This window comes from Nocardia sp. FDAARGOS_372 (assembly GCF_002554515.1).
Taxonomy (GTDB): domain Bacteria; phylum Actinomycetota; class Actinomycetes; order Mycobacteriales; family Mycobacteriaceae; genus Nocardia; species Nocardia farcinica.
Genome location: NZ_PDDW01000001.1, coordinates 6,102,131 through 6,128,432 on the forward strand (window position 1 = coordinate 6,102,131; position 26,302 = coordinate 6,128,432).

The 26,302-nt window shown below is 66.8% G+C and carries 24 protein-coding genes; 18 read left to right on the forward strand and 6 right to left on the reverse strand.

Going from position 1 to position 26,302, the window contains the following annotated elements; all coding sequences use genetic code 11:
• Window positions 1-539 precede the first annotated feature (539 nt).
• Together CRM89_RS28320 and CRM89_RS30565 are read left to right on the forward strand one after the other, a co-directional pair.
• Window positions 540-875 carry a DUF4333 domain-containing protein gene (locus CRM89_RS28320; RefSeq protein ID WP_098086703.1) on the forward strand — a complete coding sequence of 112 codons (336 nt, stop codon included), beginning with the start codon at window positions 540-542 and terminating at the stop codon, window positions 873-875.
• A 19-nt stretch (window positions 876-894) separates the two neighbouring features.
• Window positions 895-1,083: a hypothetical protein gene (locus tag CRM89_RS30565; protein WP_127516341.1), complete on the forward strand. Its 189-nt coding sequence runs from the start codon at window positions 895-897 to the stop codon at window positions 1,081-1,083.
• Between the two features lie 146 nt (window positions 1,084-1,229).
• Here the strand turns inward: CRM89_RS30565 and CRM89_RS28325 are convergent, their stop codons facing one another.
• Window positions 1,230-1,829, reverse strand: a complete 600-nt coding sequence (locus tag CRM89_RS28325; RefSeq protein WP_098087157.1) for a TetR/AcrR family transcriptional regulator — start codon at window positions 1,827-1,829, stop codon at window positions 1,230-1,232.
• A 101-nt stretch (window positions 1,830-1,930) separates the two neighbouring features.
• On the opposite strand from CRM89_RS28325, the gene CRM89_RS28330 reads away from it, so the two are divergent.
• The 10 genes from CRM89_RS28330 to CRM89_RS28375 all read left to right on the forward strand — a co-directional run bounded on the left by CRM89_RS28330 (window position 1,931) and on the right by CRM89_RS28375 (window position 13,105).
• A complete protein-coding gene (locus CRM89_RS28330) occupies window positions 1,931-2,779 on the forward strand; it encodes a CoA transferase (protein ID WP_098086704.1) in 849 nt (282 codons plus the stop codon).
• Window positions 2,776-3,966 carry a thiolase family protein gene (locus CRM89_RS28335; RefSeq protein WP_098086705.1) on the forward strand — a complete coding sequence of 397 codons (1,191 nt, stop codon included), beginning with the start codon at window positions 2,776-2,778 and terminating at the stop codon, window positions 3,964-3,966. Before CRM89_RS28330 ends, CRM89_RS28335 begins: the two co-directional genes overlap by 4 nt.
• Window positions 3,963-5,630, forward strand: coding sequence for a long-chain-fatty-acid--CoA ligase (locus tag CRM89_RS28340; protein WP_098086706.1), 1,668 nt, complete (start codon window positions 3,963-3,965; stop codon window positions 5,628-5,630). The genes CRM89_RS28335 and CRM89_RS28340 overlap by 4 nt, the downstream gene beginning before the upstream one ends.
• Window positions 5,627-6,409 (forward strand): enoyl-CoA hydratase/isomerase family protein, encoded by a 783-nt coding sequence (locus CRM89_RS28345; RefSeq protein WP_098086707.1) that lies wholly within the window; start codon window positions 5,627-5,629, stop codon window positions 6,407-6,409. Before CRM89_RS28340 ends, CRM89_RS28345 begins: the two co-directional genes overlap by 4 nt.
• Before the next feature lie 7 nt (window positions 6,410-6,416).
• The gene (locus CRM89_RS28350) at window positions 6,417-7,577 is read left to right on the forward strand and encodes an acyl-CoA dehydrogenase family protein (RefSeq protein ID WP_098086708.1); all 1,161 of its coding nucleotides are present in this window, start codon (window positions 6,417-6,419) and stop codon (window positions 7,575-7,577) included.
• 392 nt (window positions 7,578-7,969) lie between these two features.
• Window positions 7,970-9,490: a class I adenylate-forming enzyme family protein gene (locus CRM89_RS28355; RefSeq protein WP_098086709.1), complete on the forward strand. Its 1,521-nt coding sequence runs from the start codon at window positions 7,970-7,972 to the stop codon at window positions 9,488-9,490.
• Entirely contained in the window at window positions 9,487-9,966 is a 480-nt protein-coding gene (locus CRM89_RS28360) for a MaoC/PaaZ C-terminal domain-containing protein (RefSeq protein ID WP_253805105.1), read from the forward strand. Before CRM89_RS28355 ends, CRM89_RS28360 begins: the two co-directional genes overlap by 4 nt.
• Before the next feature lie 23 nt (window positions 9,967-9,989).
• Complete coding sequence (locus tag CRM89_RS28365) at window positions 9,990-11,144, forward strand: acetyl-CoA C-acetyltransferase (protein ID WP_098086710.1); 1,155 nt, start codon at window positions 9,990-9,992, stop codon at window positions 11,142-11,144.
• A 31-nt stretch (window positions 11,145-11,175) separates the two neighbouring features.
• Window positions 11,176-11,934 (forward strand): 3-hydroxyacyl-CoA dehydrogenase, encoded by a 759-nt coding sequence (locus CRM89_RS28370; protein ID WP_098086711.1) that lies wholly within the window; start codon window positions 11,176-11,178, stop codon window positions 11,932-11,934.
• Between the two features lie 169 nt (window positions 11,935-12,103).
• On the forward strand, window positions 12,104-13,105 hold the full coding sequence (locus CRM89_RS28375) for a helix-turn-helix domain-containing protein (protein WP_098086712.1): 1,002 nt from the start codon (window positions 12,104-12,106) through the stop codon (window positions 13,103-13,105).
• 1,061 nt (window positions 13,106-14,166) lie between these two features.
• Here CRM89_RS28375 and CRM89_RS28380 read toward each other — a convergent pair.
• Window positions 14,167-14,577 carry a MarR family winged helix-turn-helix transcriptional regulator gene (locus tag CRM89_RS28380; RefSeq protein ID WP_253805106.1) on the reverse strand — a complete coding sequence of 137 codons (411 nt, stop codon included), beginning with the start codon at window positions 14,575-14,577 and terminating at the stop codon, window positions 14,167-14,169.
• 305 nt (window positions 14,578-14,882) lie between these two features.
• On the opposite strand from CRM89_RS28380, the gene CRM89_RS28385 reads away from it, so the two are divergent.
• From CRM89_RS28385 to CRM89_RS28395, 3 genes are read left to right on the forward strand one after another with little or no spacing between them, the layout of a single operon-like run.
• Complete coding sequence (locus CRM89_RS28385) at window positions 14,883-15,731, forward strand: triacylglycerol lipase (protein WP_098086713.1); 849 nt, start codon at window positions 14,883-14,885, stop codon at window positions 15,729-15,731.
• 46 nt (window positions 15,732-15,777) lie between these two features.
• A complete protein-coding gene (locus tag CRM89_RS28390) occupies window positions 15,778-16,113 on the forward strand; it encodes a hypothetical protein (protein WP_127516343.1) in 336 nt (111 codons plus the stop codon).
• Between the two features lie 45 nt (window positions 16,114-16,158).
• Window positions 16,159-17,583: a lipase family protein gene (locus CRM89_RS28395; protein WP_253805107.1), complete on the forward strand. Its 1,425-nt coding sequence runs from the start codon at window positions 16,159-16,161 to the stop codon at window positions 17,581-17,583.
• A 77-nt stretch (window positions 17,584-17,660) separates the two neighbouring features.
• Here CRM89_RS28395 and CRM89_RS28400 read toward each other — a convergent pair whose 3' ends face one another.
• Complete coding sequence (locus CRM89_RS28400) at window positions 17,661-19,124, reverse strand: cellulase family glycosylhydrolase (protein ID WP_172964590.1); 1,464 nt, start codon at window positions 19,122-19,124, stop codon at window positions 17,661-17,663.
• Window positions 19,125-19,347: 223 nt separating this feature from the next.
• Between CRM89_RS28400 and CRM89_RS32075 the strand changes: the two genes are divergently transcribed.
• Window positions 19,348-19,953 carry a TetR/AcrR family transcriptional regulator gene (locus CRM89_RS32075; protein WP_280498410.1) on the forward strand — a complete coding sequence of 202 codons (606 nt, stop codon included), beginning with the start codon at window positions 19,348-19,350 and terminating at the stop codon, window positions 19,951-19,953.
• A gap of 86 nt (window positions 19,954-20,039) precedes the next feature.
• On the opposite strand, the gene CRM89_RS30570 is transcribed toward CRM89_RS32075, so the two are convergent.
• The 3 genes from CRM89_RS30570 to CRM89_RS28415 form a co-directional block, all read right to left on the reverse strand.
• On the reverse strand, window positions 20,040-20,498 hold the full coding sequence (locus CRM89_RS30570; protein WP_127516345.1) for a hypothetical protein: 459 nt from the start codon (window positions 20,496-20,498) through the stop codon (window positions 20,040-20,042).
• 88 nt (window positions 20,499-20,586) lie between these two features.
• The gene (locus CRM89_RS28410; protein WP_098086717.1) at window positions 20,587-21,849 is read right to left on the reverse strand and encodes an MFS transporter; all 1,263 of its coding nucleotides are present in this window, start codon (window positions 21,847-21,849) and stop codon (window positions 20,587-20,589) included.
• Window positions 21,850-21,891: 42 nt separating this feature from the next.
• Window positions 21,892-23,067 (reverse strand): NAD(P)/FAD-dependent oxidoreductase, encoded by a 1,176-nt coding sequence (locus CRM89_RS28415; protein ID WP_098086718.1) that lies wholly within the window; start codon window positions 23,065-23,067, stop codon window positions 21,892-21,894.
• Between the two features lie 110 nt (window positions 23,068-23,177).
• On the opposite strand from CRM89_RS28415, the gene CRM89_RS28420 reads away from it, so the two are divergent.
• Window positions 23,178-23,843, forward strand: a complete 666-nt coding sequence (locus CRM89_RS28420; protein ID WP_098086719.1) for a metalloregulator ArsR/SmtB family transcription factor — start codon at window positions 23,178-23,180, stop codon at window positions 23,841-23,843.
• A gap of 325 nt (window positions 23,844-24,168) precedes the next feature.
• Complete coding sequence (gene serA, locus CRM89_RS28425; RefSeq protein WP_098086720.1) at window positions 24,169-25,755, forward strand: phosphoglycerate dehydrogenase; 1,587 nt, start codon at window positions 24,169-24,171, stop codon at window positions 25,753-25,755.
• Window positions 25,756-26,302 lie beyond the last annotated feature (547 nt).

Here is a 26,302-nt window from a genome sequence, read left to right on the forward strand (position 1 = left end):
ACCATCGATCGCATTGCGGCGCACTGGTTCTGCGTCGATGGGCTGTCCTTGTCCAACGGTCGACGGGGTTCCCCGGAGCTCTCGGAACGTCTGGGAGGTGACCGGACCGCCCGGCGCCCATAGGCGAAGCATTCACGACGTGATGTAAACGAAGGGAATCTGTGCGCGAGGGGGGACTTGAACCCCTCAGTGCGGCAGATCTACCGATTCGGTGTGTTCGATCGCATCGAACGGTAGTCGATGTCTATCGAGACGATCAAGCGCTGATCTGAAACCCGACGCTGGCCCAATGCCCGTGACAGATCACCTTGGCCCCACGAGGCAGTTCGGTTGACCTTGCTGTGTGCATCGCTCAGGGCCATGGGTAACTCCAGCGCCTCGGTGGGTCAATTTCTCGATTTCGTCCGCCAGGCCTGTAACGATGTCAGCCTGCTGGAGGGCCCGATGCTCGATAACCGCACAGTGCGCAGAGAGAGCGGCATGACTGTCCGGTACTGATGGCTCTTGCCAGCGGGATGGAGGGCGGTTAGGAATATCGGGTGGCTGATCAGCAGAGTGTTGCCCGGATCATCATGGCCGTCTCATCGGTTGTGGTCGCCGTGTGCGCGGTGGTAGTGACGGTGAAGGTGGCGGGCGCCGATCTCGACCCAGCCGAACCACCGCGGGTGCTGGACCAGGCGGCGCTGGAACAGTTGGTGGCAACCCGGTTGCAGGGCGTGGGGGACAAGCCAGTGGGCCGGGTGACCTGTCCCGGTTCCGTTCAGGTCGTCGTCGGTAACCAGTTCGATTGCGAGACATGGGATTACCTGCGTTCGGTTAAGGCGCATGTTGAGATCGTCAGCGATCAGGGCGAGATCAAGGTCACTAGGTCGTGACAGGAGCCCGGGATTCGAGTTGATCCAGCATCTGCTCGGTTTCGGCGTGTTCGAAAACGGTCGCTTACGAACACCGTCCGCAGGGAGCGCGGCGCCGTATCGGGGACACCGCGCCGCGTTAGTAGAACCTCTCGATCCGTCACCCGCCGTCACGCTCGCCGAGCAGAATGCCGAGATTGGGCATCGCGTCGTTGTTTCCGGCCTCTGAGGCTTTGCGGTATCAGGACTCGGCGCCGGCCAGATCACCACGCTGTTTGAGCGGCAAACCGAGATTGTTGCTACGACACCCTGGCCGTGAGCCGCGGACGTAGCGTGGGACGAGCTCGCCCGTTTCGCGGAGGTCGGGTTACGGAGTCACTCGACGGTCTCGATGAGTACCTTCAACTTGGGTTTGCTCGTCTCCGGTGTCTCCGGAGTTGCCAGTTGTTCCCACATCGAGTCGACCATGGGCTGGAGGAATAGGTGCCCTAGTTGGCGGATCATGAGGCCGACGACTTGGGTGGCTTCGGATCTCCGGGTGGAGGCGCTGCCTGCCTCGCGGAGCTTGGACACCTCGGTCCGGCTCAGCTCTGTGAGCCGCGCCAGGAGTCGACTGTGGGCGCCGGCTGGATCGAGGAGAACTCGACGCAGGTAGTTCACGACTGGCGGATGGTCCTCGAGCATCCGCCGAACCGCCTCGTCGCGCGCGGCGGCTACTTCTGCGGGCGAGCCGTCGCCGGGCGCATCTGCGATGGCTTGCGCGTGATAGTCCACGACCAGTTGCTCGACAGCGTTGCGCAGTCCGTCCTTGGTTTTGAAGTGATGCTGAACCAGTCCGACCGTGACGCCCGCCGCGGCCGCGACGGCGCGCATCGAAACGCGGTCTTCGCCCTGTTCGGCGTAGAGATCGAGGGCAGCATTCCGGATCTTCGCTTTTGCCGTGAGGTCGTTGACGCCGGCGCGGGGGTCGGTCACGGTTGTCCACCTGTCATGAGCATGGATGATACAGATCACCCCATTCCCTTTACATCTGCATTTGAAGCTGTACAGTTGTATTGCAGTGAAGGGAGTGTTCGTTGTCACAAGATTTGCCACTGGCCGGCGTGCGTGTTGTCTCGCTCGCCATCAACCTGCCCGGTCCGCTCGCGGTCGCGCGGCTGTGCGCGCTGGGGGCGCAGGTGATCAAGGTGGAGCCGCCGACCGGAGATCCGCTGGCCTCCGCGGCGCCGCGCTGGTACGCAGACCTCGTCTCCGGGCAAACGGTCGTCCGATGGGACCTCAAGGTTCCAGATCAGCGGGCCTTGTTCGACCGTGAGCTCGCGCAGTCGGATCTTCTCGTCACCGCGATGCGACCATCCGCGACGAAACGTCTCGGATTGCACGACATCGGGCGGCGTTTTCCGGAGCTCTCGATCGTCGAGATCGTCGGCCATGACGGAGAACTCGCCGAAGCCCCAGGTCATGACCTGACCTATCAGGCCGCCCACGGCACGCTGACTCCGCCGACGATGCCGACCGTGCCGGTGGCCGACCTGCTCGGCGCGGAACGGGCGATCGCCGCGGCATTGCTGTCGCTGATGAACCGTCAGCGCACGGGCAGGGGAGAGTCTCGGCGCATCGTCCTCGAGGATGCGGCGGCCGATGCCGGTGCGGCTGTGCGGCACCGGCTGATGGGTCACGACGCACCGCTCGGCGGCGCCGATCCCGCGTACGGCATCTACTCGACGGCGGACGGCCACGTGGCCGTCGCGGCGATCGAGCCACATTTTCGTGCTCGGCTCACCGCCGCTGTCGGTGCCACGACCCGCGAGGAACTCGAGCAGGTGTTCCGCGCCCGCCCGACCGCTCATTGGGTGAGCCTCGCTACCCGAAAAGACATACCGATCAACGAAATTCGTCGTACACACGCAGGAGTAGCCGGATGAGCGTCAGAGAAGCAGTGATCGTCGGTGCCGTGCGGACCCCGGTCGGCCGCCGCGGCGGCGCCCTCAGCCGGTGGCATCCGGTGGATCTGCTCGGCGCCACCCTCGCCGAACTGGTCCAGCGGGCGGCCATCGACCCGGCTCTCATCGAAGACGTGATCGCCGGGTGCGTGTTGCAGCAGGAACAGCAGAGCGGAAACCTGGGCAGGCACGCGGTCCTGGCCGCCGGGTTCCCGGAGTCGGTACCCGCGGTGACGATCGACCGGCAGTGCGGATCGGGGCAGCAGGCGGTCAGTTTCGCCGCGCAGGCCGTCATGGCCGGTTCCCACGACCTCGTCGTGGCCTGCGGTGTGGAGTCGATGTCGCAGGTGCCGATGCCCCCGGCGATGGTGCCCGGCGCTCCGCTCGGCCCCCAGTACAGTCCACGTGAGCTCGCCCGGTACGACGGTGGGCTGATGGCGCAGGGCGCCTCGTCCGAACTGTTGAACGAGAAGTTCGACCTCGGCCGAGACACCCTGGACGCCTTCAGTATTCGCAGCCACCAGCGGGCCCTCGCGGCAACCCGCGCGGGCCGGTTCGCTGATCAGCTGGTACCGATCCGTCGCGATCCGGCCGATCCGTCATCCCCGCTGGTCACCGCTGACGAAGGGATCCGCGAACACGTCGACCCCGCGAAGATCGCCTCGCTGACTTCGGTATTCGCGGAGAACGGCCGAACGACGGCCGCCAATTCCTCACAGCTCAGCGACGGCGCCGCCGCGCTGCTGATCGCCGACCGTGCGTTCGCCGAGCGGCACGGACTCACCCCACGGGCCCGGTTCCGAGCTCTGTCGGTCGCCGCGGCGGATCCGGTCATCCAGTTCACCGCCATCTGCGACGCCACCCACAAGGCGCTGACGCGCGCGGGGCTCGAGGTCGACGACATCGACCTGTTCGAGGTCAACGAGGCCTTCGCCGGGGTGCCGCTGATGTTCCAGAGCGAGTTCGGCGTGCCCGACGACAAGTTCAACGTCAACGGCGGCTCGATCGCGCTCGGCCATCCGCTCGGCTCCACCGGTGCGCGAATGCTCACCGATCTGCTCTGCGAACTCGAGCGCAGTGGCGCGAACATCGGCCTGCAGACGATCTGTGAGGCGACAGGCACCGCCAACACCACCATCATCGAACGAATCCGAGAGGGCGCGAAATGACCGCCGAGATCGTCCGGGGCTTGCCCTCGACCCATGGTGACAGCTACCAACTCAACACAACGACCCTGATCCGCCATTCGGCACGCACCTACCCGGAGCAGGAGATCGTCTTCCGCACCCCGGACGGCGGCTGGGACCGCTACACCTACGGCGAGGCGTTCACCCGGATCGAGCGCGCCGCGAACGTGCTCGGCTCGCTCGGTGTCAGCGCCGGCGACGTGGTGGGAATCCTGGACTGGAACAGTAAGCGGCACTTCGAGCTGTACTGGGCGATCCCGGGCACCGGCGCGGTGATGCTGCAGATGAACCTTCGGCTGGCGCCGGAAGACCTCGGATACGTCGCCGCCCACAGTGGTGCGTCGGTCGTGCTCGTCGACGAGACGCTGCTGCCGGTCGCCGAGGCGTTGGCGACCACGGCGACTGGGGTGCGCGAGTGGGTCGTCATGACCGACAAACCGCTGTCGGAGATCGTCACGTCGTTGCCGAACGTTCGCCATTTCGAGGAGTTGATGGAACAGGCGGCCGACTCCTACGACTGGCCGGTCATCGACGAGCATTCCGCGTACAGCGCCTGCTACACCACCGGAACCACCGGGCGGCCGAAGGGCGTCTACTACTCCCACCGCGGCATCTATCTGCACACCATGGCACAGGCCGCGAATCTGCGGATGGGCGGCGACGACACCGCCATGCTCATCACGCCGATGTTCCACGGGCAGAGCTGGGGTCTGCCGCAGTCCGCGGTCTACAGCGCCGCCAAGATCGTGCTCCCCGGCCGCTACCAGGCAGAGGACACCTCGGTGCTGGTCGAGGCGATGATCGCCGAGGAGGTCACCGTCGCCAACGGTGCGCCCGCGATCTTCCAGCCGATGCTCGACTACATCAAGACCCTCGACGTCACGCCGGACTTCAGCCGCGCCCGGTTGCTCTCGGGCGCAACCGAACCCGCGCTCTCGCTGATGCGCGAGTTCTACGACATCGCCGGAGCCGACATCATCCACGCCTATGGCGCTACCGAGACCACGCCCGTCGTCGCGGTGAACATGGGTCTCAAACGTTCACTGCAGGGCACGATCTCCGACGACGAGAAGTGGAACCTCAAGCGATGCCAGGGTCTGCCGGTCAACGGCGTCGACATCCGCATCGTCGACGCCGACGGCAACGACCTGCCGCACGACGGCACCAGCCAAGGCGAGATCCTGCTGCGCGGACCGTGGATCACCGAGCGCTACCACCGTCTCGACGATGATGCCGACCGGTTCCTCGACGGCTACTGGCGTAGCGGAGACGTCGGCACGATCTACCCCAACGGTTACCTCAAGCTCACCGACCGCCTCAAAGACGTCATCAAGAGCGGCGGCGAGTGGATCTCGTCGATCGACATGGAGAACGCGATCGTCGGACACCCCAAGGTCTCCGAGGCCGCCGTGATCGGCGTCGATCACCCGAAGTGGCAGGAACGTCCCGTCGCGCTCGTCGTCACCGTCGACGGTGACGAGCTTCCGATCGAGGAGATCCACGGTTTGCTCGCGGGCCAGTTCGCCAAGTGGCAGCTACCCGACATCGTCCTGTACGTCGACCACCTGCCCCGCACCAGCGTCGGCAAGCTCGACAAGAAGGTACTGCGCGCGCGCCACGCCGACATCTACACGGAGACACGATGAACACCACAGTCCTGCAGAGCACGCGACAGGGCGCGGTAGCGGTCCTCGAACTGTGCAGGCCCGCCGCGAAGAACAGCCTCGACGAGGAACTCCTCACGGCACTGAACACCGAACTCGCCCGCCTGCGCGTCGACGACACCGTGCGCGCCGTCGTGCTCACCGGCGCCGGCGGGGTGTTCTGCGCCGGCGCCGATATCACCGCTTTCGACACCCTGCGCGCCCAACCGTTGCTCGGTGACCGGCCTGCCCTGGGTGGCACCCTCTGGGCCGACCTGGGCACCTACCCCAAACCGGTCATCGCGGCCGTGGAGGGCCTCGCGCTCGGCGGCGGGTGCGAACTGGCGCTGGCCTGCGACATCGTCATCTCCGGCGAATCCGCGAAGTTCGGCGTGCCCGAAGTCAAACTCGGTGTCATCCCCGGGGGTGGCGGCACACAACGACTCGTCCACGCCGTCGGCAAGTCCAAAGCCATGGCGATGCTGCTGACAGGTGACCTCGTCTCGGCCCGGAAGGCCTGCGACGCCGGCATCGTCGCCGACGTCGTCGCGGACGGCGAAGCACTCGCCCACGCACTGAAGATGGCCGAACGTATCGCGAGGAACTCACCGCTGGCCGTCGCGCTCGCCAAAGACGCTGCGGTGCGCACTTTCGAGACGTCACTGTCGCAAGGACTCGAACACGAGAAGCGCAACTTCGACATCGCCCTCCGCTCCGCGGACAGCCACGAAGGCCAAGCCGCGTTCCTCGGCAAACGCGCGCCCGAATTCACCGGAAAGTAGACCCGTCATGAGCGAACTGTTCCCCGACTACCGATCCCCGTGGGAGACCGACGATCAGGCGGTGCTGCGCAAGCACGCCGCCGAGTTCTTCCGCAAGGAAGCCACCCCCAACCAGGAACGATGGGCCCGCCAGCACCAGGTGGACCGCGAATTCTGGACCAGAACTGGAGCCGCCGGACTGCTCTGCCTCGGTCTGCCCGAGGAATACGGCGGCGGCGGAGGCAATTTCGGCCACGAAGCGGTCGTCCAGCAGGAACTCGCCCTCGCCCACGACACCGCCTTCGGCTTCAATGTGCACTCGACGATCGTCGCGCACTACATCGCCGCCTACGCCACCGAAGAGCAGAAGAAGCGGTGGATCCCGAAGATGGCCGGCGGCGAGATGGTCATCGGTGTCGCCATGACCGAGCCGGGCACCGGTTCGGATCTGCAGGCGGTCCGCACCACCGCGATCCGCGACGGCGACCACTACGTCGTCAACGGCTCGAAGACCTTCATTTCCAACGCAACTCACTGCGACCTGCTTGTCATCGTCGCCAAGACCGACCCGTCGGCCGGCGCCAAAGGCATCTCACTGCTCGTCGCCGAAACCCGGGATCTCGAGGGATTCGAGCGAGGGCGAGTGCTCGACAAGATCGGCCAGCACGGTCAGGACACCCGCGAGCTGTCGTTCACCGACATGCGGGTACCTGCCGAGAACTTGCTCGGCGGGGTCGAAGGCCAGGGCTTCTACCAGCTGATGGAGCAACTCCCCCGAGAACGCTTGATCCTGGGCGTCTCGGGAATCGCGATGGCCGAAGCCGCAGTTGTCGAGACCATCAAGTACGCCAAAGAGCGTCAAGCGTTCGGTAAGCCCATCCTGGACTTCCAGAACACTCAGTTCGTCCTCGCCGAATGCAAGACCGAGGTGCTGGCGGGTAAGACGCTGATCGACCACTGCATCACCCAGTACATCGACGGCAAGCTCGATGCCGCGACCGCGTCGATGGCCAAACTGTGGGGCTCCGAGCGACAGGTCGAGATCATCGACCGCTGCCTGCAGATCTTCGGCGGCTACGGCTACATGATGGAGTACCCCATCGCACAGATGTATGCGGCGGCACGCGTGCAGAAGATCTACGGCGGCACCAACGAGATCATGAAGGTGCTGATCGGGCGGACGCTGTAACCGAGCGGCCACCGGTCCCACGGTCCCCGTGGTCACCGGGCGCACCACCGCGGTCCGGCGTGTCCCTCGTCAGCGCCACGGTCTTGCTCGGTGAGCGATTCCGCGCAACCGAAGCCGTGAGAGTACCGGGCTCGCATCCTGACGAATTCCGACCCACAGCTGGAGGCCGGCGCCAGCGCACTCGCCGCCCGGCTGCACCGCGAGCTGCAAATGACAGAGAGGCGCGGCCCGAGTCAACGCTTGGCGCCTCGAAATTGGTTCGGGGAGCGAGGACATGGCCCACAGATCGAAGTTTCGGTCCCTTCCGGGCTTCGAAGGTTTATCGCCGCTGCCTCGCGCGGGCGAAATCCACCACCAACCCTGAAGTCAGTCAGTCAATTGACGGAGAAACCATGGCAACACTCGGCGGACAACTGTCGATCAATGCGCGTCGACACCCGGACCGATGCGCGCTTGTGTTCGGCAAGACCGAACGCAGCTACCGCGAATTGAATGCGGACATCAATCGGTACGCCCACGCCCTGCTGTCTCTGGGTGTGACGAAGGGCGATCGTGTGGCAGTACTGTCGCCGAACTCCGACCGCTTCCTGCTCGCATTGTACGCGGCGTTGAAGGTCGGCGCGATCGCCGTCCCACTGAACCCGCGTGCGACAGCGCGTGAATTGCGATATCTGCTAGACGATTCCGGCGCGTGCATGCTGCTGTTCGGCGGTGACACCGACAGCGCCGTCCGGGGTTTGATCCAACTCGGTCCGGAGCCGACCGCCAGGATCTACTCGCTGGACGGAGCGGCCGGCTTTGACGACTTCACTCAGCTCACCGCGGAGATGCCGGATGGTGAGCCGTCAGTCGAGGTCGTCGAGCACGACGACTGCATGATCATCTACACCTCGGGCACCACAGGATCACCCAAGGGCGCATTGTTCGACCACCATCGAATGCTTTGGGTCGGACACTCGATGAGCGCACTGGGGCTAAACTCGTTCGACCGGCAGCTGCACGTAGCACCGATGTATCACTGCGCCGAACTCGTACTCATGGTGCTGGCCGGGTTCTCGATGGGCACTACGCATGTGGTGCTGCCGGCATTCGAGCCCAACGCAGTGCTCGACGCACTCGAACACCACCGCGTCACCGTGTTCCTGGGTGTGCCGACGATGTATCAGATGCTGTTGACGCTGCCCGATCTGCCGGACCGGGATTTGTCGGCGTGGCGGCTCGGGTTCTTCGGAGCCGCACCGATGCCGCCGAGCGCGGTCGAGAAGCTCGTTGCGACCCTGCCGGACGTGGGCTTCTTTCAGCTGTGCGGCCAGACCGAAGGCGGCCCCACCGGCATCTACTCGACACCCGATGATGTGAAGGCACGTCCCGACGCCACGGGGCGGTGGGCAATCACCAACGCCGAGGTGCGGCTCGTCGACCTCGACGGCAACGACGTCGCCGTCGGCGAAACCGGCGAGATGATCGTGCGCGGTGAGACCATCATGAAGGGATACTGGAACAACCGGGACGCTACGGCCGAGACGCTGCGCGGTGGCTGGCTGCACAGCGGGGATATGGCAGTCCGGGACGCGGACGGATACATCACCATCGTCGACCGCCTCAAGGACATGATCATCACCGGAGGCCGCAACGTCTATTCCGTCGAGGTCGAGAACGCGCTCGCAGCGCATCCGGACGTGCAGGACGTCGCGATCGTCAGCCGCCTCGACGACACGTTCGGCGAGACTATCGTCGCCGTCGTGTCACCGGTCGAAGGACGAGAGGTGACGCTGCACGATCTCCGCGTGTTCGCGGCCGAGTATGTCTCCGACTACAAGCTGCCGCGTGACCTCGTACTCCGGTCGATCCCTCGCAACCCATCGGGGAAGATCCTCAAACACGTTCTCCGGGCGGAGGTGCGTGCGCAGTGACCGACTACTTCGACACCGTCCAGTCCGGTGTGGTGTATGGGGAAGACATCGAGGTGGGTCGCCAGTACCGGCTGGGTACGTACACGATTTCCGAGCGCGCTCTGGTCGACTTCGCCGCGTTGTGGGATCCCCAGGGCTTCCACGTCGACAAGGACGTAGCTGAGGCCGGGGCATATGAGGGGCTCATTGCCAGTGGCCTGCACACCCTCGCGGTGTATCAGCGGCTCGCGGTCCTGGACGTGTTCTCCGGCTGGAGCGTGATCGCCGGACGACGACTGCGCGAGGTCCGGTTTCTGCGGCCCGTCCGGCCGGGGGACACGCTCACCGGCACCGTGGTTGTCCAGGATGTCACCTTCGACGACCGGGATCGGGCCCTCGTCACTACCGCGGCCGAGCTGACCGATGGCCAAGCCCGGCCGGTGTTGAGCGTGGACGTCGAGGCCTATGTCCGTGCCCGACCACCGCACATCTTGTGAATACGACTCTGTCCGGAGGCCTCATGCCCGACGCATACATCATCGACGCTGTGCGCACGCCCGTCGGCCGACGCGGGGGAGGGTTCGCCGAAACCCATCCGATCGATCTTGCCGCGCACGTCATCGCCACTCTTGTGGGGCGCAACGACATCGACCCGACCGGAATCGACGACGTCATCTTCGGCTGCCTCGACAACATCGGTGCACAGGCCGGCGACATCGCCCGCACCGCAGCTCTCGCCGCCGGACTACCCGAATCGGTCCCCGGTGTCACCCTTGACCGTCAGTGTGGATCGTCGCAACAAGCGGTACATTTCGCCGCACAAGCTGTGATGAGCGGGACGGCCGACTTGATCGTCGCGGGCGGGGTACAGAAGATGAGCCAGTTCCCGCTGCTGTCGGCGATCACCGCGGGCGAGCCCTACGGCTCACCGGATCTGTACTCCGGATCGCGAACGTGGCGGGCCCGATTCGGCGATCAACAGATCTCCCAGTTCCGGGGCGCCGAGATGATCGCCGAGCAATGGGGTCTCGAGCGATCCGCAATGGAGGAGTTTGCGCTCGAAAGCCATCGCCGCGCGCTGCATGCCATCGATGCGGGCCGGTTCGCTGCCGAGATCGCCCCCTTCGCAGGTGTGACCTCGGACGAAGGTCCACGCGCGGACACCTCTGCGGAGAAGATGTCGGCGCTCCGCACTCTCTCCCCGGGAGGACGCCTGACCGCCGCTGTGTCGAGCCAGATCTCCGACGCATCGTCGGCGGTGCTCATCGCATCCCACGATGCCGTGAACCGGTTCGGCCTTACCCCCCGTGCCCGCATCCACCACCTGACCGTTCTCGGCGCTGACCCCGTTCTCATGCTCACCGCCCCGATTCCCGCGACCCAGCGGGCATTGCAGCGGACCGGCCTGACCATCGATGACATCGATGTCGTCGAGATCAACGAAGCGTTCGCTCCGGTGGTCATGGCTTGGCTGAACGAACTCGACGCCGATCCAGAACGGGTGAATCCGAACGGCGGCGCGATCGCGCTCGGACACCCGATCGGTGCGACCGGCACTCGACTCATGACGACGCTGCTCCACGAACTCGAACGCACTGGCGGCCGTTATGGGCTGCAGACGATGTGTGAGGGCGGCGGCCAAGCCAACGTCACGATCATCGAACGACTTTCTTAACCTTCCTCTCACCCAGAAAGCAGTCAACGACATGGACATTGCAGGAAACACAGCCCTCGTCACCGGCGCCGCCTCCGGGCTCGGTCTGGCCACTGTGACCGCGCTTGCCAAAGCTGGTGCGCGCGTCGTCGCACTCGACCTATCCACCGCGAATACCGAGGCACTCGACGCGCTGGGCGACGCCGTGCAATTCGCTCCTGCCGACGTCACCGACGAAGATGCCGTCCTCTCGGCTGTTGCCCTCGCCAATGCCGACAACACCCTGCGCGTGACCGTGAACTGTGCAGGCATCGGCAATGCCGTCAAGACCGTTGGCAAAACTGGGCCGTTCCCCCTCGCTGCGTTCAAGAAGGTCATCGAGGTCAACCTCGTCGGCACCTTCAACGTCATTCGCCTTGCTGCGCATGCGATGTCGACGAACGAGCCCGTCGATGGCGAGCGCGGTGTAATCATCAACACTGCATCCGTCGCGGCATTCGAGGGACAGATCGGACAGGCCGCGTATTCGGCATCCAAGGGCGGCATCGTCGGTGCCACACTCCCTATCGCCCGTGACCTCGCGTCACTTCAAATCCGGGTGAACACCATCGCCCCAGGTCTGTTCAAGACTCCGCTGCTCGGCACCCTCCCCGGTCATGTGCAGGAAGCGCTCGGCGCCCAGGTGCCGCACCCATCCCGTCTCGGTAACCCCGCCGAGTACGCCCTTCTGGTGGAATCCATCATCAGCAACCCCATGCTCAACGGTGAGACCATTCGTCTCGACGGGGCGATCCGCATGGCGCCACGCTGACCCCGACACTCCAGGTCACCACCGCGGTCGTCTCGACGTCCGCGGTGGACTGGTTGACAATCACCATGTGATCCTCGGCCCTGAGCAAAAGCGGCCTCGACACACCCGAGACGGCGCCGGTCGCCGTTTACAGACCGTCTTGGGATCACGTTCAAAAGGGGCAGATCGAATGACTGATACGGGTGCCGAAATAGTCGAGATCGACGGCCACTCGACGGCGACGCGTGCTGCACAATGGGAACAAGCCATATCCAATATCGGGATCGCTCTCGAGGCATCGGTACCGGCCCGCCCTCGCGTCGCATCGGAGCACTTGCACCGGCACACGCCGCTTGACGAGATCCTTCTTGTCGACTTCCACTGCGGACCCCTCACGCTTTCGCGGACCAGGCGGTCGATTGCGCGTGCAGCCACCGATCTCGTAGCGGTTGCGGCGATCCGGGGCGGCGTGGAGCAAATGTCGCAGGGCGATGCCGGAATCGCGCTCAGGCCCGGTGACTTGGCGGTGTGGGACACTCGCCGACCAGTCCGGTTCGACTTCGACGACAACGTCAGCAAGCGGGTACTGCTCATTCCTGAGGCGACCTTCAAAGACCTCGGTGTGTCGTTAGGGCCGCTGGGCGTCGTTGCGCGCCAGAGTGGGCCTGCCACCCGACTGCTGTCACACTTCATCGACGCGCTGACCGAGTCCGTCGCCGACCTGTCGGGCACGGCTCTGGCTTCCGCCCGGAACGCCACCCTCGAGCTTTTGTCCGGCGCACTACGTCCGGATGTCGGCGCCTCTGCCTGCAGTTCCGTGGCTGCGCTTCGCGCGACGATTGAGCAATGGATCGAGCGCAATCTGTTCGACGAGATCACCCCGGCTTCAGTCGCCGCGGCACACGCAGTCTCGGTGCGAACGGTGCACCGGGCCTTCGCTGAGTCTGGTGAATCCCTTGGCGCGATGGTTCGCCGACGCCGGATCGTGCGGGCGCGGGCGGAGTTGTGCCGCACCGACATCCCGGTTGCTTCGATCGCGTCCAGGTTCGGCTTCGCAGATGCGAGCCACTTCAGTCGCGCATTCAAAGATATGTACGGGATGCCGCCAGCGACCTACAGACAGCGCAGCGGTAACGCAGTCCGACGCGGTGAGATCGCCTTTCGACATCCACGCAAGGGTGCAGCCGAATGAGATGAGACCCGGGTGTGATGTCGAGCGCCCGTCCTTGGGATTCATGAACAAGCGCTCGTCGCCGTAGTCGTTCGCCACTCTCTCCGATCGAGACTCATTGCTGCGGCCGGCTCTTCGACAGCTGGCATCGAGATCGCGTCCAATCGATCCGAGTCGCATTTGATTTGGGCACTCGTGAAAGAGGTCGTGCGCGAGAGGTACGTGATCGAGTAGTCGTGGCGAGGTGCGCCCGTAGCCTTGTTGAGGGACGTACAACGCACCTCGCGCCCTATCACGCGATCTGTGTATCGGATCTGCTCCCGTCGGCTCCGTCGCCGCGATTCCGACAGTGCGCCTTGGACACTGCGGTTCACCCGCCTCATCACGCTGGTCCAAAACGCTCCACATATGACGCATCACACTTAGGTACGCGACCGTCTTCGCCGAAGACCTGGCCGAACCGCTGATCCTGACGTGACAGCTGTCGCGCATCGGGATGCCGTGGTCTCTGTTCGATAACAGGACAGCGACCGCAGCGCGTCCATGGCGCACCGACTCGAGTCGCGACGGCGTCGATCGGCCGCGTCATGCGACGCCGCGCAGCGGCCGTCGAACTTGACCGTCAACTGTCCCGGACAGTTTGCGTCCGGACGGCCGGTGCCGGGGGATCGGTCTGGCCAGGTCGGCGATGGTGGCGGGGCTCTGGCGCAGTCGGAAGAGCTCGGTGTTTGTGCTGGTGACCATGGCGCGCCACCGCTGTCCAATCGCCCGCTCGTCTCGGAGTTCCTGGCGCAGTCGCCGCATGCTCTCGTTCGAGCGCGCTGCACTGGTCGATGGTGTCGCGTAAAACGTCCTGGGGTGCGGTATTTCGGGCCGCGGTCTCGCGAAACTGCTCGACGATGCACCGGTGGCGGTAGACCGCATGCCGGGACAGGCCGGACTCGATGACGAGTTTGCTGACGGTCAGTTTTCCCGAGGTCGAGATCAGTGGCGTGCGGGTCAGCAGCCGGGCGGCGGCCGCCGAGGTCGCCGCGGCCTCGATCGACCGATCGTGTTGTCCCATCGGATGTGTTCTCCGCAGGTCAGGGGGTATGTGGGTCGCCGAGATTGCTGACGCGCAACAGTTCGAGCGCCGCATCCAGCTGGGCCAGCGCACCCGAGCCGAGGACGGTGCCGATGCGCTGGTGCAGTTCATCGGTGACGGTGGCGCCCGCGGCCGCCAGCACCTGCTCGCCGGATGCTGTCAACGCGATGCGGTGTGACCGGCCGTCGCCGGGATCCGGTTTCCGCTCGACATGGCCGACGCTCTGCAGCCGATCGACGAGCTTGCTGGCGCCGCCCTCGGTGATGATCAACCGGTCCGCGATATCACGGACGCGGGCCGACCCGAGCTCCTCGACGACCCGCATCGGCTCGTACCACGACAGCGGGATGCCGTGCTCGGCCCGGAGACGCTCATCGAGTCGGGTCCACAGCAGTGTCTCGACGCGCACAAGACGGTCGAACGCTGTGGCTGGGTCGCTGGCTGCCACTGATATCCATCCCTCAGATTGATTCTTCCTCCACGGTATCAATCGAGATGTCGTAAAGATGCAGGAAAACAGCTTCAGGCAGAGCCCGAATATTCATTCCATGGAATGGACTATTCGACGACGGCGTCCTATCGGTCCATGGGCTAGCGCAGCGTCTCAGACGGAGACCCGCTCGGTTGACACCGACCTGTAGCGCACGCCACACTATCGGATACACAACTAGATGTGGATACACAAACGTATGTGAAAAGGGAAGGACTCAACCCATGCGGTGGTTGTCCCCGGCGGTGCCCCTCGTGGCCGCGGCGTCGATCCTCGGAGCCACGGCGGTCGCTGCGGCCGACGGGCCGCTCGCCGATCATCGGGCCTGCGTTCCGGCCGCGGCCCATCCTGATCCCGTGGTGCTGCTGCACGGGACCACCGACAGCACGCAGGCCTTGGCCGCGCTCGCCGCTCGGCTGACCGCGGCGGGACACTGCGTCTACGCGCTGGACTACGGCAAGGACCCGGCGACGGGCGGCCTGATCAACGGCTACGCGCCGATCGAGCGATCAGTCGGTGAGACAAGGGATTTCGTCACCTTGGTACTCGACCGGACCGGCGCGGCGCGCGTCGACCTGGTCGGGCATTCGCAGGGCGGGGTGATCGCACTGGCGCTGGCCAAGGAGCCGACGCTGGTGGACCGGATCGACACCGAGGTCCTGCTCGCTCCGGCGACCCACGGCACGACCCTCGATGGCGCGGTCGACCTGTCGAACGGCACGGGCGCGCGGCCTGCCGTGGACGGCATCCTGGCCGCCGGCGTCTGCCCGGTCTGCCGCGATCTGCAGGCGGGTTCGCCATTCATTCAGCGCCTCGCCACCCCGTCCGTGACGGTTCCGGGCATCCGGTACGCGGTGCTCGCTACCCGGGACGACCTCGTCGTCACCCCGGCCGGGCAGGCCTCGTTCATCGACGAACCGGCCGTGGCCAATGTCTTCCTGCAGGATCTCGCGCCGAACCGGTACGTGGAACATGCTCGGCTGCCCCAGGACTCGGTCGTCATCGACTGGGTCGCCGACACCCTGGCCGACGCGGCGGCGACGAACGACCGGCATGGCGCGGGCCCGGCGTGACCGAATCGCCGACAGGGCAGCGATCGCCGCCGCGGCGGCACGGCTGTTGACCGACACGGCCTCGGTCGTGCCCCTCGGCGACCGGACGATCGGTGATCTGATCGCCGAATCCGGGCTGCGCCGCGATGTCGTCTATCAGCACTCCGGCGCCGTCCGCCGATTTCAGCAGCAGGTGGCCGAGCAGGTGTCGACCGCCGACGCGACGCGGGCTGTCATCGAACGGCGGCGGTCCCTGCAAGTCGAGAACGACTGTCTGGCAGCCGAACTGGAGGACGAGCGGACCGTTCGGCACCGCCTGGAGACGATCATGTCGTCGTTCACCGAGGAGTTGGGGCAGTTGCGGCGGGCGCTGCTCGCCATCCAGGAACTCGCGCGCGGGTAGCCGTCGCGGGCATTCATCGCCGAAAAATGAAGAGAGAAGAGATCAATGCGGATAACTCTCCCCACCAGGCAGAGGCGGCGAGTCGTCGCCGCCTCGGTCGCCGTGGCGTTCACCGCCTGCTGGACGACCGTCGGCGTCTCGATGCCCGCGTTCGCCGATCCCGGGCAATCCGATGCGCCGCCGGTGATTTCGCCGGCGCGACCGCTACCCCTGCCGCCGGAACTCGATCCGGGTTTCTACCACCAGCCCCCGGAAGTTCTCGCGGCGACCGCGCCCGGCGGGATCATCGCGGTCCGCCAGGTCACGCTGGCGAACTTCAGCGTCTTTCCCCTCAATGTCGACGCCTGGCAGGTGGCCTATCGATCGAACAACAGTCGGGACGAACCGATTTCGGCGGTCGCGACACTGATCAAGCCGCGTGGTGTCGCACCGGAACCGCGCAAACTCCTCTCGATGCAGCTCGCGGAGGACTCCACCGCCGGGTATTGCACGCCGTCCTACGGGCTGCAGCATCTGTCGCTGTCAGCGCTGGGCGGACAGCTCGACGTCCCGGGCGAGTTCATCCTCGCGCAGGGGGCATTGCAGCAGGGCTGGGCCCTGGTCATCCCCGACCATCAGGGACCGGAATCGGCTTTCGCGGCGGGCCCGCTCGCGGCGCGGATCACCCTCGACGGCATCAGGGCGGCAACGTCTTTCGCGCCGCTCGAGGTCGGGCCCACGGCGCCGGTCGGGATGTACGGCTACTCCGGCGGGTCGATTCCGACCGTCCACGCCGCCGAACTGCACTCCAGCTACGCGCCCGAACTGAACATCAAGGGCGCCGCGGCGGGCGGTGTCGGCGCCGATCTCGGGATGGCGGTGGACATGGCGAACGGCCAGGCCACCTCCGGTGTGGTGCTGGCCGCGGTGCTCGGCCTGTCCCGCGAATACCCGGAATTCGAGGCCTTCCTGGAGGAGAAGATGGACCCCGTCGGCCGCACGCTGCTGGCGGCGAAAGCGCCACTGTGCGTGCAGTATCAGGGCGCGGTGCTGCCGTTCCTCAACATCAAGGGCATGATGCGCACGCCGGGAGATCCCCTGCGTGAGCCCGTCGTCGCGGCCATGCTCGACGAGACCCGGATGGGGAGCGAGCTGCCCGATATGCCGATGTTCCTGTGGCACTCCGCCCTGGACGAGGTCCTCCCGCTGGCCGCGACCGATCAGCTCGTCGACTCCTACTGCCGGAATCCGGACGCCACGGTGCGCTACACCAGGGACCACCTCAGCGAGCACGTGATCGCCGGGATCGCCGGATTCCCGAGCGCCATGCTGTGGCTGCGGGATCGCCTGAACGAGGTTCCGGTCGACGCCGGTTGCTCGGTGCAGGACGTGCCGTCCATGGTCGGCGACGCCGAGCAGCAGGCCTACTTCGCCTCGGTGGTCGGCGAGACCGTCGCCGCACTGTTCGGTAAGGCCATCGGCGCGCGCTGAGCCGCGCGTCGACCCACGACGACGACCACCCGGCCGAGGACATCGCGTCCTCGACCGGGTGGTCGCAGTTCGTGGGATCAGGCCCGGCCGCGGACCGTGACGGTCACCGGGTCAACGCCGGTCGCCACGACCCGCACCCGGTTGCGTTCCGGCGCCGGGTCTACCGTGCCGCCGGTGACGATCACGTCGTAGCCGTTCGGATAGTGCAGCGGGCTGACGAAGATCTCCGTGGGCACGCCCAGTTCGGCCGGGGCGTAGCTGTAGCGGAAGTCGCCGGTCACCGGATCGAAACTCAGCTCCCGCGGGATGCCCGCCGTCGCCTGCGGGTAGGTGCGAACCAGTGTGCGCAGCTTCGGTTTTCCGCTGGTGAGGTCGCCGTCCTCGGTGAACAGGCCCTGTGATCCGTCGGCGGTCGTCGGATCGTTCCAGCCCTTGTAGGACCAGTACATCCAGCTGGTGAACGCGCTGTCCGCGGCGGCGGTGTCGATGTCGAGCAGCCGGAGATCGTCGGTCGCGCCGAACTCGGACATCAGCCCGACGGCGTTCATCCGCTCACTCTGCGCCGCGGCCCTGCTGTTCATGTCGGCGCTGAACGCGGCGCAGTCCTCGACCGAGCCGAGCGGCAGGCCCTGGGAGCGGAAGAAGCCCTGCGGGCAATAGCTGTGCCACGAGTAGCCGAGCTGATTCTCCCCGGCGACCGGGCCGTAGAACGTCGGGGTCGCGCGGCCGCCGGTCAGCTGGTCGGGCTCGAACCAGACCAGCCCGTCGGGATCGGCCGCCCTGGCCGCCCGCAAGCCCAGTTCCATGGCCGGTTGCAGGCGGTCGCGATAGTGGTCCGGGCATCCGGTGACCAGGCACTCGGGCCAGGAGGACCCGGACCAGGGTTCGTTCAGCAGGTCGTAGCCCATCGAGTAGGGGTGATCGCGGAAGCGGGCGGCCAGCGCGCCGATCGCTCGGATCCAGCCGTCCCGCAGGCCGTCTCGTCCGGCCCAGAAGTCGTCGAACTTCGCCGACTGCTCGGGCGTGAAGTAGCCCTGGGGGAAGCGCGGCGCGAACACCGGCGCGGTCTCGTAGCCCACAGGGCGTCGCGCGGCCCAGTCCGGTGCTCCCTCGCCGCCGTAGACCTCGTTCCACTGGTCCTGATGCAGGTCGAACTGCATCCAGATTCGCTGGGCGGCAAGCTGTTCGGTGATCCGCGCCCAGGCGTCGAGATAGCCCGCGTCGACGGTGTCCGGCGCATCAGGGGTGATGCCTGCCCACAGCGTCCCCAGCCGGGCGCCGTTGAATCCGTGCTCGGCGAGCCAGGTGGCGTCGGCGGCGGTGAAACCGGTTGGCGCGTCCGGCGGGACGTACGGTGCGTGTTTCCACACCAGGTTCACGCCGTGCACGATGACCACCCGCCCGTACTCGTCGACCAACCAGCGCCCGGCCCGCTGCAGCGTCTGCCCCGGTCCCGGCGTCGCCGCCGCGGTGCCGTGGTCGAGGGCGGGGACGAGGCCGAGCGTCAGGGTGACGGTGGCGAGCAGGCCCGCGGTGCGCACGACTGCCGCGGTGGTGCGTCGCCGCGCTTCTCGCGGTCGGTGCTGCGGTGGTGCGGCCGAAATGGCGCGAGAGAGACGGGGACGCCTCAATACTGATCTCCGTTCGGGATACTGGATCGGAGGCAGCGATCGAGTCGATACTGAATCCAGATACATCAGTGACTCTGAAAGGGTGGTGGACGACACATGTTCTTGTCAAGCGCGACGTCGAGCCGAGGTGAGCGTGGCTAGGTTGTCGCGGACCGAGAGCATGGCCCGCACCCGGGCTCAGGTGCTGACGGCGGCCCAGGAGGTCTTCGCGGAGAAAGGGATCGCGGGCACCTCGATCGAGCAGATCGCCGAACGGGCCGGCTACACCAGGGGCGCGGTATACGCGCATTTCGCCGGGAAGGACGAACTGGCCATCGCGGTCCTGGATCTGTGGCTCGACGAGCAGATCGCCGGTGGCGAGGTGATCCAGAGTGCAGGGGGCACCGACGAGGTGCTGAACGAACTGGCGACCCACGAGGGCAACAGATTCGCCGATCGGCGAAAGTTCATGCTCCTCACCGAATTCCGGCTCTACGCGATGCGCCGACCGGAGGTGAGGGAACGGCTCGCGGAGCTGGACCGGCGGCAGCTGAGCTGGTACACCGACGCGATCGAGGTGGCCGCGCGGCACAACGCCATTGAACTACCCGCTCCCGCATCGGAATTGGCGCTGGCGGTCCTCGGGTTGGAGAACGGAATCGCCGCGCTGGCCCACACCGATCCCGACCGGGTCCGCCACCACGCCTTCGTCGACGCGGTGAGCCTGCTCGCCCGGATCGCCATGGGGCCGGCGACCTGACCCGGCGTCGCCGCGTGGGGGTGGCATTCCGCGGGCCACCCCGCCCGGGGTGACCGGGCGGGGTCGACGTGATCAGGGACGCGAGCTCACTGGACGTTGCGCGCGTTGTCGGCCCAGCACCGACCGCGCGTTCTCTCTTGAGGATCTTGCCCGCACCCGACATCGGCAGGGCGTCTACGAACGATACCGACCGAGGCACCTTGTAGCCGGCGATCAGCTCGCGGGTGAGATCGCGCAGCTCCTCCTCGGCGGCCGCTTCGTCGGATTTGGCCCGCGATCACCGCGTGTGCCCGCTCGCCCCACCGTTCGTCGGGCACCCCGATGACGGCCAGCGGCGCCACCGTCAGGTGCTTGGCCGGCGCGTTCTCGACCTCGGCCGAGTACATGTTCTCCTCGTCGGTGATGATCATGTCCTCGAGCCGGCCCACCACGAACACATAGCCGTTCGCGTCCACGTATCCGCCGTCGCCGATGCGCTTGGCCAGGCGGATCGTCGAGCTGCGACCACACGGTACCCGTCCGCCCGGGACATGGCGTCGCTCCACCGACGGCAATCGAGGGCCGGTCGGCGATTCGAGTCCGGGTGCGGTCGGTCGCGGGAGAGGAGGAAAAGGGCTACGCGCAGCCGGTGGGTCAGGACCGCCGCGATCGTGTGGTGAGGGCCGCTGCCGGGACCACGGCCATGGCGAGGACGCCGCAGGCCAGGGCCAAGGCCGGGTAACTGGTGGCGGCGACTATCAGACCCGAACCCATGCCACCGGTGGCTCCGGCGATGGCGATCGAAACATCTACCGCACCTTGGGATTTCGCGCGGATGGCCAGCGGAACCGTGTCCGTGACGACAGCCGTGCCCGCCACCAGGCCGAGGTTCCAGCCGAGCCCGAGGATGGCCAGCGCCAGCGCGAGTAGCGCGACCGAGTCTTCCGGCGCGGACGCGGCGAGCGTCCCAGCGGCGAGCAATGTCAGCCCGGACGCGGCGGCGACGGGAAGTCGGCCGTAGCGGTCGACGAGCCAGCCGCTCAGCGGTGAGGGCAGATACATCGCACCGACGTGGACCGCGATCACCGCACCGGCCGCCACGGTGCCGTGCCCATGCTCGATCATGTGAACCGGGGTCATGGTCATGATCGCGACCATGACCAGCTGTGTCACCGCCATCACGAAACCGCCCACCGCTACTCCCTTTCCTGGGTGGGCGACGGGAGGATCGGCCGGGCCCGGGACAGTGATCATCTCGGCCCCGCACAGCTCGCGTGCCAGCAGCAATGGGTCCGGTCGTAGCCAGATCGTCAGCACGAGCGCGGAGGCGCCGTAGGCGAGTGCGGCGAGCAGGAAAGGCCCGGCCAGATACGGGATACCCAGGGCGCGGGCCAGCGCACCCGTCGGCGCGGCGAGATTGGGGCCGACGACACCGCCGAGGGTGGTGGCCACCAGCACGGTGGACACCGCACGGCCGCGATGCGACGCGGTGGCCAGATCGGCTCCGGCATACCGGGCTTGGAGGTTGGTCGCGGTCCCCGCGCCATAGACGAACAAGGTCAGGAACAGCAGAACGGGGTTGTCCAGGACGGCGGCGGCGATGACACCGAGACTGCCGATCGCGCCGGTGAGATACCCGGCGGCCAGCCCGGGACGGCGACCCCGGGACTGGGAGAAGCGCCCGACGGCGACCGCGGCGAGTGCGGATCCCGCGGTGAACAGTGCGCTGGGTAGACCGGCGAGGCTGGTGGAGCCGAGCATGTCCTGGGCAAGTAGTGCCCCGACGGTGATGCCGGCGGTCAAACCCGCGCCGCTGAGGATCTGCGCGCACACCAGGACGATCAGGGTCTTTCGCTGCGCCTGCGCGGTCTCGGGCGGGTGGGAATCTGCCGTGGTGCCGGTCGTGCTGGGGGACACGGGGTGCTTTCCTGGACGTCGGAGCGTTGGCGAGTCGTTCGATCAGTCCTGGATATTCCAGCGGGCGAGCCAGGCTCGCTCTTGCTGCACCTTCTCCTCGTGATAGGCGACGGACGGTCCGCGCAGGCTCACCTGTGGTGTAGGCGGGGCCAGAAAATTGCCGTCCGCCTTGGCCGCGAACCCGCTTCCGAGCTCCACATGGCATGCGCCCTCGCCGGTGAACCGGGTGTCGGGGGCGTCGTAGCCCAGATAGCGGGCTACCTGGTGGGCGGCGACTTCGGCCTCGGCTCGGGCGAAGATCGCCGCCTTCGGCAGGGGTTTGCCGCTGGGCAGCGGCAATGCGGTGCTGTCGCCGATCGCGAACACTCCCGCGGCGGTGGTGGCCAGCGTGGCGGGATCGACGGGAATCCAGCCCCGCGGACCCAAACCGGTCGAGGTCACCGCCGCGCCGGGTACGTGCGGCGGCACGACGGCGAGCAGATCGAAGGATTCGGTGGTGCCGTCGGCGAATTCGACCGTCCTTGCCTCCGGGTCGATGCCGACGGCGGACTTGCCGCCGTGGAAGCCGATGCCGTGAACTTCCATCATGGCCACCAGCGCGTTGCCGATCGCGGGTCCCGCCACCGGCATCGGCAGTGGGTCCGGCGTGAACGCGTCGACGCGCACCGCGGCGCGGTTCCCGCTCTCGTCGAGTTGGTCCGCGAGCAGGAACGCGGCTTCGAACGGCGCGGCGGGGCAGGTGAACGGCACCGCCGCCACCAGTACCATGATCCGACCAGAGTCCATCGCCTCGACGCGTTTGTGGAGGTCGGCGGCACCGTCGACGGTGTAGAACTGGCCCGCCACGCCCGTATCGATCGCCTCTGTCAGGCCGGGGAGTAGAGAGGGCGCGAGCTCGGCGCCCAGTGCGACTACGAGCGCGTCGTAGTGAATCATCCCGGCCGCGCCGCAGTCCACCGCTCGCGCCGCGAGGTCGATGCGCGCGACGTCGCCGGTGATCATGTCGACGCCGGGCAGTGTCGCCGCGGTGGGACGCACGGTGATCTGCTCGGGGGTGCGCCAACCGCGCAGCACCCACAGTAAGGACAGGCCGAGGCGGCCGGTGAAGGAACGGTCGACCAGCACGACCCGGTCCTGGACGGGAAGGACATCGCGAAGTTCGGCGGCGGTGGTGAGCCCACCCACACCCGCGCCGAGAACGACGACGGTCTTGCTCATGGCTTCTCGCTTCCTCTGGGTAGAGCGGGCGGTGAATACAATCGCGCTGTTCCCTGTTGTTCCAAGGAGCTGTGGAATACGATATTCCAAAGAGTATTGGAGAAGCAAGCGTGAGTGAGCTGTCCCGCAAGGCCGCCCTCTTCGACGAGATCGCCCGCGTCGGCAAGGCGCTGGGCAATGGTCGTCGCCTGCAGATCCTCGACCTGCTCGCCCAGGGTGAACGGACGGTCGAGTCGATCGCCACGGCGACCGGCATGAACCTGACCACCGCTTCGGCGAACCTGCAGTCACTCAAGGCGGGCGGCCTGGTCCACTCCCGGCGCGACGGCACCCGCCAGCACTACCGGCTCGCGGGTGCCGACGTCGCGCGGCTGTTCGCTCTCGTGCAAACCGTGGCCGAGGCGCACCTGGCCGATGTGGCCCGCTCGGCCGCCGAGGTGCTCGGGTCGCCCGACGATGCCGTCACCCGTGCGGAGCTCATCGGTAGGCGCGAAACCGGCGAGATCACCCTGATCGATGTCCGGCCGCACGAGGAATACGAGGCCGGGCACATCCCGGGCGCGATCAACATCCCGGTCGCCGAGCTCGCCGACCGGCTCGCCGAACTTCCCGCCGACCACGACATCGTCGCCTACTGCCGTGGTGCCTTCTGTGTGATGGCGCCCGATGCGGTCCGCATCGCCCACGCCGCGGGCCGAGATATGAAGCGACTTGACGAGGGGATGCTGGAATGGGCGCTGGCGGGATTGCCGGTGGATACCGGGCCGGTCGCCTGACCGGATCCCAGTCTTAGGCGTACTGCTCGAGGTGATCTTCGCTGCACGATAGGTGTGGTGTCCCGGACTGGCCGGCACGAATGCGATCTACGGGGCGAGCTGCGCAGTCAGCATCCCGGCTCCGTGTTCGGCCGGCCGAGCTGGAAGCTGCACCGCCGGCGGCCGGTATCGGAGGGTGGTCGAGGGCGGGAAGTGGACGCGTGCGCATGGCGCGCGCCACATCGTGGTTCGGTTGCCGCACCCGCCGGCCGGTATCTACTGTCTAACTACGTAGATATATTCGGTGCGAATCCGCCACCGAACCAAGCCAAGAGGAGTATCCGCAGTGAGCCCTGTAGTTCTGATCGCCGACAAGCTCGCCCAGTCGACCGTCGACGCGCTCGGTGACGGTGTCGAGGTTCGCTGGGTCGACGGCCCCGACCGCCCGGCCCTGCTCGCCGCGGTGCCCGAGGCCGACGCGCTGCTCGTGCGTTCCGCGACCACCGTCGACGCCGAGGTGCTCGAGGCGGGCAAGAAGCTCCAGATCGTCGCCCGTGCCGGCGTCGGCCTCGACAATGTCGACGTGCCCGCCGCCACCGAGCGTGGCGTGATGGTCGTCAACGCGCCGACCTCCAACATCCACACCGCCGCCGAGCACGCGGTCACCCTGCTGCTCGCCGCCGCGCGCCAGATCCCGGCCGCCGACGCGACCCTGCGCGAGAAGACCTGGAAGCGCAGCAAGTTCAACGGTGTCGAGATCCTCGGCAAGACCGTCGGCGTGATCGGTCTGGGCCGCATCGGTCAGCTGTTCGCGCAGCGTCTGGCCGCGTTCGAGACCAAGATCGTCGCCTACGACCCCTACACTTCGCCCGCGCGCGCCGCCCAGCTGGGCATCGAGCTGCTGAGCCTGGAAGAGGTGCTCGAGCGCGCCGACTTCATCTCCATCCACCTGCCCAAGACCCCTGAGACCAAGGGCATGCTCAACGCCGAGACCCTGGCCAAGACCAAGCCGGGCGTCATCATTGTCAACGCCGCGCGCGGTGGCCTGATCGACGAGCAGGCGCTGGCTGATGCGATCAAGTCCGGTCATGTGCGTGCCGCCGGTCTGGACGTGTTCGAGACCGAGCCGTGCACCGACAGCCCGCTGTTCGAGCTGCCCGAGGTCGTCGTGACCCCGCACCTGGGCGCTTCCACCGCCGAGGCCCAGGACCGCGCGGGCACCGATGTCGCCAAGTCGGTGCTGCTGGCGCTGGCCGGTGAGTTCGTGCCGGGCGCGGTGAACGTCACCGGTGGTGCCGTCAACGACGTGGTCGCGCCGTGGCTGGACGTGGTCCGCAAGCAGGGCGCGCTGCTGGGGGCCATCGCCAACGAGCTGCCCGTCAGCGTCGAGGTGCAGGTCCGTGGTGAGCTGGCCTCGCAGGACGTGGCCGTGCTGGAGCTGTCGGCGCTGCGTGGTGTGTTCTCGGCGCTGGTCGAGGACCAGGTCACCTTCGTCAACGCTCCGGCGCTGGCCAAGGAGCGTGGCATCACCGCCGAGGTCACCACCGCCACCGAGAGCCCGAACCACCGCAGTGTCGTCGATCTGCGCGCCGTGTTCGGCGACGGCTCGACCCTGAACGTGGCGGGCACGCTGACCGAGCCGAACCTGGTCGAGAAGATCGTCAACATCAACGGCCGCAACTACGACATGCGCGCCGAGGGCCTGAACCTGGCCGTGCTGAACTACAGCGACAAGCCGGGCGCGCTGGGCAAGATCGGCACCAAGCTGGGCGAGGCCGAGATCGACATCCTGGCCGCGCAGCTGAGCCAGGACGTGGACGCCGAGGGCGCCACCGTGGTGCTGCGCGTCAACCGCGAGGTGCCCGCCGAGGTGCAGACCGCGATCGCCGAGGCCGTCGGCGCCGCCAAGGTCGTCCTGGTCGACCTGGCCTGAGTTGTGAGGTCCCGGTCTCCGGGACATCGGCAGCTGCGCGCCGTCACCTCACGGTGACGGCGCGCTCCTGTATCCGCGGTCGGAGGTGGAATTGGCACCTGGGCCGAAGAGGTGAGGGCGTAGCCGGCGATGCGGCTCGCCCACCGAAGCGTGGGATAGCAGAAGGTGGGGGCGATATCACCGGATCACCCCCACCTTCTGGGATCGGGGCGCGGACCGACGAGGTGCTGATGAGACATCCTGTCGGGGCGCCCGATTCGTAGACAGCAGTCCGCGGGGCTGGTGTTCGGTGGGCCATCCCCGCTCCTGTGACCGTGAGAAGGCTGACGTGATGGATGAGGGGGTATCACGTCAGCCGCCGCGCCGGTCACCGTCCCGTGGCTCAGTCGGGGCGGCTTCGTGTCGAGTTGGTCGAACGACACGAATACTATCTACGTCAGTAGATAGTAGATAGTAGAGGTGGTTCATGCAACCCCGTATTTCGCTGGCCAGTTCCTGTTCGGCGGCGTCCATCCCGATCTTCCGACCACTTTCGGCGAGTCGATAG

Excerpts from the sequence above, each read along its gene's own strand:
- CRM89_RS28370 (WP_098086711.1), top strand. The coding sequence starts at position 11,176 with ATGGACATTGCAGGAAACACAGCCCTCGTCACCGGCGCCGCCTCCGGG.
- CRM89_RS28350 (WP_098086708.1), top strand. The coding sequence starts at position 6,417 with ATGAGCGAACTGTTCCCCGACTACCGATCCCCGTGGGAGACCGACGAT.
- CRM89_RS28395 (WP_253805107.1), top strand. The coding sequence starts at position 16,159 with ATGCGGATAACTCTCCCCACCAGGCAGAGGCGGCGAGTCGTCGCCGCC.
- CRM89_RS28415 (WP_098086718.1), bottom strand. The coding sequence starts at position 23,067 with ATGAGCAAGACCGTCGTCGTTCTCGGCGCGGGTGTGGGTGGGCTCACC.
- CRM89_RS28345 (WP_098086707.1), top strand. The coding sequence starts at position 5,627 with ATGAACACCACAGTCCTGCAGAGCACGCGACAGGGCGCGGTAGCGGTC.
- CRM89_RS28335 (WP_098086705.1), top strand. The coding sequence starts at position 2,776 with ATGAGCGTCAGAGAAGCAGTGATCGTCGGTGCCGTGCGGACCCCGGTC.
- CRM89_RS28375 (WP_098086712.1), top strand. The coding sequence starts at position 12,104 with ATGACTGATACGGGTGCCGAAATAGTCGAGATCGACGGCCACTCGACG.
- CRM89_RS28340 (WP_098086706.1), top strand. The coding sequence starts at position 3,963 with ATGACCGCCGAGATCGTCCGGGGCTTGCCCTCGACCCATGGTGACAGC.
- CRM89_RS28355 (WP_098086709.1), top strand. The coding sequence starts at position 7,970 with ATGGCAACACTCGGCGGACAACTGTCGATCAATGCGCGTCGACACCCG.
- CRM89_RS28385 (WP_098086713.1), top strand. The coding sequence starts at position 14,883 with ATGCGGTGGTTGTCCCCGGCGGTGCCCCTCGTGGCCGCGGCGTCGATC.
- CRM89_RS28365 (WP_098086710.1), top strand. The coding sequence starts at position 9,990 with ATGCCCGACGCATACATCATCGACGCTGTGCGCACGCCCGTCGGCCGA.